The organism is Candidatus Baltobacteraceae bacterium, assembly GCA_035502855.1.
GTDB lineage: Bacteria > Vulcanimicrobiota > Vulcanimicrobiia > Vulcanimicrobiales > Vulcanimicrobiaceae > Aquilonibacter.
In genome coordinates this window covers 116,306-123,052 of record DATJTX010000023.1, presented here as the reverse complement: position 1 = coordinate 123,052, position 6,747 = coordinate 116,306, and the positions used below count along the sequence as shown (strand labels likewise).

Below are 6,747 nucleotides of genomic sequence, written 5' to 3'. Positions count from 1 at the left end.
TCGGGCAAGGGCATTTTCCGGTGCGGGTCTTCGTTGCATCCTCGGTCACAGAGCGCGTTGCTATGCTCCCTCGGATGCGCCTCGATTCGCACCGGAAAATGCTCCTTGCGATCGGTACAGCGACTTCTTCAGAGCTTCCCTAAAAGGCGCCGGCGCCGTTCGGGCTCCCCAGCCCCGTCGGCCCGCTGTACCCCAAGCCCGACGTGCATAGATACGTCAGGCAAAGACCGTTCAAACCGAGGATGATGTTGTTGAGCGACTTGGCATTGGCATAGAGGCCCTGTGCGTTGTCGACGCTGCTGCCGTTGCCGGCGAGTGCGTACATCCCGGCAATGATCGGCGTTGACACGCTGGTGCCGCCGTAGACGTTCCAACCCTGATCCGAGCTCGAGGCGAAGTACGTATCGTACACCGCGACGCCCGGAACCGGATTGGCGATAGCCGCGACGTCGTTCGTCGTTCGCTTGTGACAAAGCACGTCATGCTGCCACGACGGCTTCGCGATATAGGCGCTGCAGCCGCTTCCGGTCTTCGACCAAGCCGTCTCGAGCACCGCGATGCCGTCGAGAATCGGCACCAGCGTCGTTCCGCCTACGGCGGTGACGTACGACGAACTCGCCGGCCAGCCGACGCCGTAACCGTTGTCGCCCGCGCCCACTACGATCGGAACGCCGGGATGATTCCACTTCGGATTGTCGGCGGCAACCGCCGCGGTCTCGGGCGTCGTGTAGCTGTTGCTGACGACCGTCGCGCCGAGCGAAATCGCCGTCGAAACGGAGGCCGTGAGATTTTCGATGTCGGATGAGTTCGCTTCGACGACGAGCAGGTTGCAATTGGGACAGATTGCCGATGCCATGTCGAGATCGATCGACATCTCTTGTCCCCAATTTTCATCACCCGCGGGAAGCGACGACGAGCCGTTCTGCGCTGCAAATCGGAGGCATCCGCTTGCGACCGTGCACGGCGGCAGACCCATGGTCGACCGGTAGACGGCGAGATCGGACGCAGCATTTGGGTTGTTCATCGCAACGACGATGCCGATCGTCTGGCCCGCGCCTTTTTGCCAGGGAACATCGTAGGCGCCCCACAGATCCTGCGGCTGGTAGCCGGCGATGAGCGCCGGCAAGAGATTCAACGCGGGGACGATGTCGAGCCGGCGTATCGCATTGCACGATCCCGATCCCGTTACGAGCGTGCAAACGGACGTGGTCTTCGGCGAGGTTGTCGAGTTTGCCGGGAGGAGGCGGCCGACGATCGGTATTGCCTCTGCGCCGATCGGAATTGCTTCCGCACCGATCGGTATTGCCTCGGCGGCAATCGGCCGCGCGCCGGCCGGAAGAATGGTGGTGGTTTGGCTCTGAGGCGTACTGCGGCCGGCGGTCTGTCCGGCAGCCGCTTGCTCCGCGGAGGGGACCATTCCGCCGCCGCCCGAGCACTCGGCGAGCGCCACCAGCAGCGATAGGGTTAGGATTCTCTTTGCGTCGTGCAGCAAATCGTTAGCGCGCATACAGGCCCTCAAGCAAGAGACCGCACCCCGCTCAAGTATCAGGGCAAGCGCGGCCTTGCCGCTTTAAAGTTTCCGTAAAGCCGGACCTTCTTTACAGAAACTACACAATACGGTGTTCGGTCACGATCTGCACCATCGCTTCGGCAACGTCGGGATCGAAATGCGTGCCACGGTTGCGGCGCAGCTCTTCGAGCCCGAAGGACGGGGCGAGCGGCGGACGATAAGGACGCCGGCCGATCATTGCATTGAAGCAGTCGGCCACGGTCACGATCCGGACCTCAATCGGGATCTGGGATGCCTCGAGCCGATCCGGATAGCCCGTACCGTCCAGCCGCTCGTGGTGCGAGCGCACCATCGGAATGAAGCGGGCGAGCGAGGGGATGTCGATAACGATCTCCGCTCCCTCGACGGGGTGGCGTTCGATCACGCGCCGTTCTTCTTCGGTCAGCCGTCTGGGCGCGTTCAACACCTCGTTCGGCGTCGCGATTTTCCCGATGTCGTGAAGAAGCCCGCCGCGCTGCACGAGCAGCGCGAGATCGTCGCCGAGTTTCAGCTTACGTGCGAGGCGGACACACCACAGTGAGACCGCCTGTGAATGTTCGGCCGTAAGGCGATCCTTCTCGTATAAACGCGCTATGAGATTGTTGATGGTCAAGTCGATATCGTCCAAGGACTCATCGAAAGACTCGATCGTCACGGCGCGCGGCTGATGAATTGCCCTGCCGATCGCGGAGGTCAAGGGTCGAAGGGTCGCGGAATCTTCCAGCCACCCTTCGCGCCTTCCGACGTCGATCAAGACGAGTGTCGCGCTTTCAATGATGCTCGGGAGATAGGCGAGCGCACCGTGACGCTCGAGTGTTGCGTCGAGCCACGTCTCGAGCGATGCCGTATCGTGTTCTTCGATTGCGGAAGCAATGCGCTCGCAAAGTTCGGCCACGACGATCTCGGCCGCAACGGTGCGGTGAGCAATGGGGCCGTCGCGCGCGAGCACGAGGCGCGCGACGTCGGCGCCCACGATTCGAACTTGGCGCGCAATCTCGAGCGTCATGCGGAAGGACTGTTTTGCAGCGCAACGCGCGACGGGAGCGACTCAAAAACGCGTGCGAAGCCGCCGAGCGAGCGCGCATGAAGCGCTTCCAACGCGACCGCGACGGCATGGTGATTCTCTGCACCGAGCGCGTAGTCGCAGAGAACGGCTACGGCTGTGCCGATCTCGCGAATGCGCTGAGGGACGTTCGCCTCGGCCGAGACGGCGTGCAAGAGACCCGTCGCTTCAGCGGCCCGACCAAGGAATGCCAGCGCGAGCGCGAGATACAACCGCGTTCTCGAGCGACGTTCCGGGGAATCGTCGCTCGTCTGCAGCGCCGATCGGGCTCGATCGATCGCGCGTGCGGCATCGTCGATTCGCATGCAGCCGACAGCATAGAGCGCAACCTCAGACCAGCGCAGCGCAACGCGCCCAGGCGTGGTTTGCTGCGCGGCGGTCGGCTCCAAGAGCCGGTACGCTCTTTCGAAATCACCTCGAGCGGCGGAGCGCATGGCATCACCGGGGAGAAAAGCTTGCTCGGACGCGAACGCGCCGAGATAGAGATCGAAGTCTTCGAGCGTTTCACCGATGCGCGCGATGGCGGCGGCGTTATTGCGTTCGATCTCGAGCTCGTACATGGTGGCGAGGCAGTAGAATTGAAACTGGATATTGCCGCTCTTGAGACAATTCTCCAGCAGCTGCTCGATGTGCCGTAACGCTGCATCGATGTTGCCGAGATTGAATTCAATTACGTACAAAATGCTATAGGCGCCGGCCGCCACGGTGTAGGCTGCCGACTGGCTTGCTATCGAGGCGGCGGCCGAGGCATGGGAGCGCGCGGCCTCATAGTCCTGCTGCATATGCAATACGTACGCAGCGCGCGTTAAGATGCGCGCGTGCAGTTCGGAATCGCCGATCGTCCGATCGAGTTCGATTGCCGCCTCGAGCGCGCGGCGCGCTTCCTCGGGTTGGTTCTCGAGTTGCAGCGCTTCCGCAAGTACGGACAGTATTCCGGCACGCAGCGACGGGGGAATGCCCGGATCATCGACATGCTTGCGCAGAAGGCCGACGCCGTCGATGCGTCGGCGGTGCAATAGATCGCATGCATAGAGATACTTTATTTCAATCATGCGCGCATCGTCGCTTTCGGACATCGCAATCGCCTGATTGAACCAGGCTTCCGCGGTATCATGGCGGCCAAGGCGCGACTCCACGATGGCGCGTAGCGCGACCACACGTGCCGGCAAGGCGATGCCGGCTTTATCGAGCCGTACGATCCCTGCTTCGACGAGGTCGAGTTCGCCGCGTTCGAGTAGTCCGATTCCATGCTCGTCGAGTACTTGTAACAGACCGGAAGCGGTGCCGCGAAGGCGGAGGCTCAAGATGTCGACGTGTCGTCCTTGCGCGAGGAGAGCCTCGACAACTCGCTGCTCGTCTCGTCCATGCAACGATGCGTCGCCTCCCCGGCTGCGCTCTTGCAACGCTTCGCGGAAGCGCTCGTGGAAGCGTAACGCGGGCGGCGTTTCGACGAAAAGGAACGGAGCACGGGAATGCAGGCCCTCGATTTGACCCGCGAGCGCCTCGCCGCCGAGCGCCAGGAGCAACTCGATGGCGAGATCGGGGAGTAGCGATGCCGGCAGCAGGTGCTGCAATTCGGCAGGCGCGCAATCCGCCAACGCATACTCGATGATGGGTTCGAATCCACGAACTTGGCCGTTGTACGGTTTGCGCGCCGCGCTCGTTTGGAGAAGAAACGCAACGCCCGTAGCCCATCCGTCGGTACGCGATAAAACGTCGAGCGCTTCGGCAGCACCAAAAGGCAACTGGCGTTCGTATGCGAGCTGTTCGATCTCGCCGGCCGTAAATGCCAACTCGTCGTCTTCGACGGGAAGACCCACGTGCGCGGACGCCAGCCAATTCGCAACCGGCAAATGGTCGCACGACCGGCACGCGATCATCCAGCGTAAGCGAGGCGCTCCGCGCTCGATGACCTGCGCAAGAAAAGACTGCACGAGCGCGCTTTCGGCGTGGTGTAAATTGTCCACTGCGATCGTGAGGTCGAGATCCTTGATGTGCTCGTGCAACCAGTGTGCCAACGCTGTCGCAGGATGCTCCGAGAGAAGCGCGCGCTCGTAGGCACTGGCAAAGGCAAGACGAAGGCCGGGCGCGTGCGCGGTGAGCGCCTCGGCAAAACCGGCGACAAACCGTGAGAGCGTTGCTTGTCCCGGCGCGACGTCGAAAACGACGTTGGGGCGCGGATCAGCGTGCAATGCGTCGCGCAACGCAAAACTCTTGCCGCAGCCCGCTACGCCGTGCAGTATCGTGATGGGGAACTGGGACGCCTTCAGTATTCGCGCCCTAACTCGCACTCGCTCCACGTATCCTGTATCGGCCTCTGTGCGCCGAAAAATCAAGAGCGGAAAGTCGTGCGACGTCCGGCTCGCACCTTTTCGGCGACGGCCGCCGGATTACGCTGCAGACTTGGCAAACGCGGTCGCGTGATCCGTGGCCCATTCGGCGAACGACCGGGCAGGCTTGCCGAGGACGCGCGCGGCGACGTCGGTCACGAAGGGCGGATCGACCGTCGCGCGCTGCCACGACGCGAGAATGCCTTCGAGCACCGGCGGCGGCAGGAATGAGAGTGTTTCACGCGCGATCTCGCGGTCGACTTCGTCGTAGACGAGCGTGCGGTGCGTGCTCGCTCCGATCGCGGCAAGCTGTTCTGCGGCGGTGATTGCAAGGGGTCCGGTGATCGTATAGGTTTGGCCCGCGTGGTCGCCGGTCGTCAGGCCGAGCACCGCGATTTCCGCGATGTCCCGTTCGTGAACCGGCGCGAACCGCGCGTTCGCAAAGGGCCAGCGGAGGGTGTCGCTCGTGCGCAGCTGCGGAAGCCACCAGCGGAGCGCGTTCGCTGCAAAGTATCCGGGGCGAATTACCGTCCACGCAGGCGCGGCTTGAATCGCGTTTTCGACGGCAATGTGCCGCTGCGCGATCGGATTCGTGCCGGATTGATCGATGCTCGCGAGGGCCGACGAGAGGAAGACGACACGGCCGACGTTCGGTGCAACGCGTCCGGCCGCGTTCTCCAAGCGCGAATCCATCGCCGGAAGCATGAGAAAGAGCGCGTCGGCGCCGTCGGACGCGCGAGCCAGTGTTTCCGGATCCGTGAAATCCCCACGGACGACGTCGAGGTCGCTTGGAAAGGCGGCGCGGTCGGGATTGCGCGCGAGCACGCGCACGTATGCGCCGGAGCGGGCGAGGATGCGTGCGACCTGGTTCCCGACGTTGCCGGTCGCCCCAGTAACGAGTATCATGCGTGAACTCTACAAGCTAAAGTGCACTTGAAGTCAAGGGGTTTGCGCGGTAGGATGCCGGCATGGACGAGTTGTTGAGCATCGGTGACATAGCGCAGCGCAGCGGAGTGGCGGCCTCCGCGCTGCGCTTTTACGAAGATCGCGGGCTGATTGCTTCCAAGCGTGCCCCCTCGGGACACCGGCTCTACCCGCGCTGGACGTTGCGTCAGGTTGCTTTCATCGTCTTTGCGCAACGCGTGGGATTCTCGCTCGACGAGATCGCGGGTGAGCTCGCGAAACTACCCGACGGTCGCGCGCCGGGAGCGCCCGATTGGTCCAAGCTCTCGGCGCTTTGGCTGACACGCATCGACGAGCGCATCGCCGAACTCAAACGTTTGCGCAAGGGGTTGACGGTCTGCATCGGGTGCGGCTGTTTGTCGCTGACGGCGTGCCGGTTCGCAAACCCGAACGACAAAATGGGCCGGGAAGGTCCCGGCCCACGTAACTGGGTTCGCAAAAAGTAGGCAGCATCGGCACGGATGCCGGCCCTCGGCCGCACTATTTTCTGACGGCTTGTTTCGCGATCTCGAGCAGCGAACCGAAAGCCGCGCGATCCTTGATCGCCAGCTCCGAGAGCGCTTTGCGGTTGAGCGTGACGCCCGACTTCTTCAAGCCGTTCATGAAGACCGAGTAGGTCATCCCCTCGCGGCGGACGGCTGCATTGATGCGGCTGATCCACAGCGAGCGAAAGTCGCGCTTGCGGACGCGGCGATCGCGAAACGCGTATGCCAGCGACTTGAGCAGCGCTTCGTTCGCGACCCGATAGTTGCGGCGGCGAGCCGCGCGAAAGCCCTTGGCGAGCTTCATCACCTTGCGGCGGTGTTTGAGCCCGTGTACACCACGTTTGACGCGTGCCATCT

Annotated in this window: 6 protein-coding genes; 1 reads left to right on the top strand and 5 read right to left on the bottom strand. The window is 63.0% G+C overall.

The genetic code is table 11. The annotated features are described in order from the left end of the window. Window positions 1-139: 139 nt before the first annotated feature. The 4 genes from VMF11_08900 to VMF11_08885 all read right to left on the bottom strand — a co-directional run bounded on the left by VMF11_08900 (window position 140) and on the right by VMF11_08885 (window position 5,848). Window positions 140-1,507, bottom strand: coding sequence for a S8 family serine peptidase (locus tag VMF11_08900; protein ID HTU70430.1), 1,368 nt, complete (start codon window positions 1,505-1,507; stop codon window positions 140-142). A 100-nt stretch (window positions 1,508-1,607) separates the two neighbouring features. After that, window positions 1,608-2,555: an HD-GYP domain-containing protein gene (locus tag VMF11_08895; GenBank protein ID HTU70429.1), complete on the bottom strand. Its 948-nt coding sequence runs from the start codon at window positions 2,553-2,555 to the stop codon at window positions 1,608-1,610. Continuing rightward, entirely contained in the window at window positions 2,552-4,903 is a 2,352-nt protein-coding gene (locus tag VMF11_08890) for an AAA family ATPase (GenBank protein ID HTU70428.1), read from the bottom strand. Before VMF11_08890 ends, VMF11_08895 begins: the two co-directional genes overlap by 4 nt. 99 nt (window positions 4,904-5,002) lie before the next feature. Further along, a complete protein-coding gene (locus VMF11_08885) occupies window positions 5,003-5,848 on the bottom strand; it encodes an NAD(P)H-binding protein (protein HTU70427.1) in 846 nt (281 codons plus the stop codon). A 62-nt stretch (window positions 5,849-5,910) separates the two neighbouring features. On the opposite strand from VMF11_08885, the gene soxR reads away from it, so the two are divergent. Next, window positions 5,911-6,351: a redox-sensitive transcriptional activator SoxR gene (gene soxR / locus VMF11_08880; GenBank protein HTU70426.1), complete on the top strand. Its 441-nt coding sequence runs from the start codon at window positions 5,911-5,913 to the stop codon at window positions 6,349-6,351. A gap of 34 nt (window positions 6,352-6,385) precedes the next feature. Here the strand turns inward: soxR and rplT are convergent, their stop codons facing one another. Further along, window positions 6,386-6,745 (bottom strand): 50S ribosomal protein L20, encoded by a 360-nt coding sequence (rplT, locus tag VMF11_08875; protein ID HTU70425.1) that lies wholly within the window; start codon window positions 6,743-6,745, stop codon window positions 6,386-6,388. Window positions 6,746-6,747: the final 2 nt, after the last annotated feature.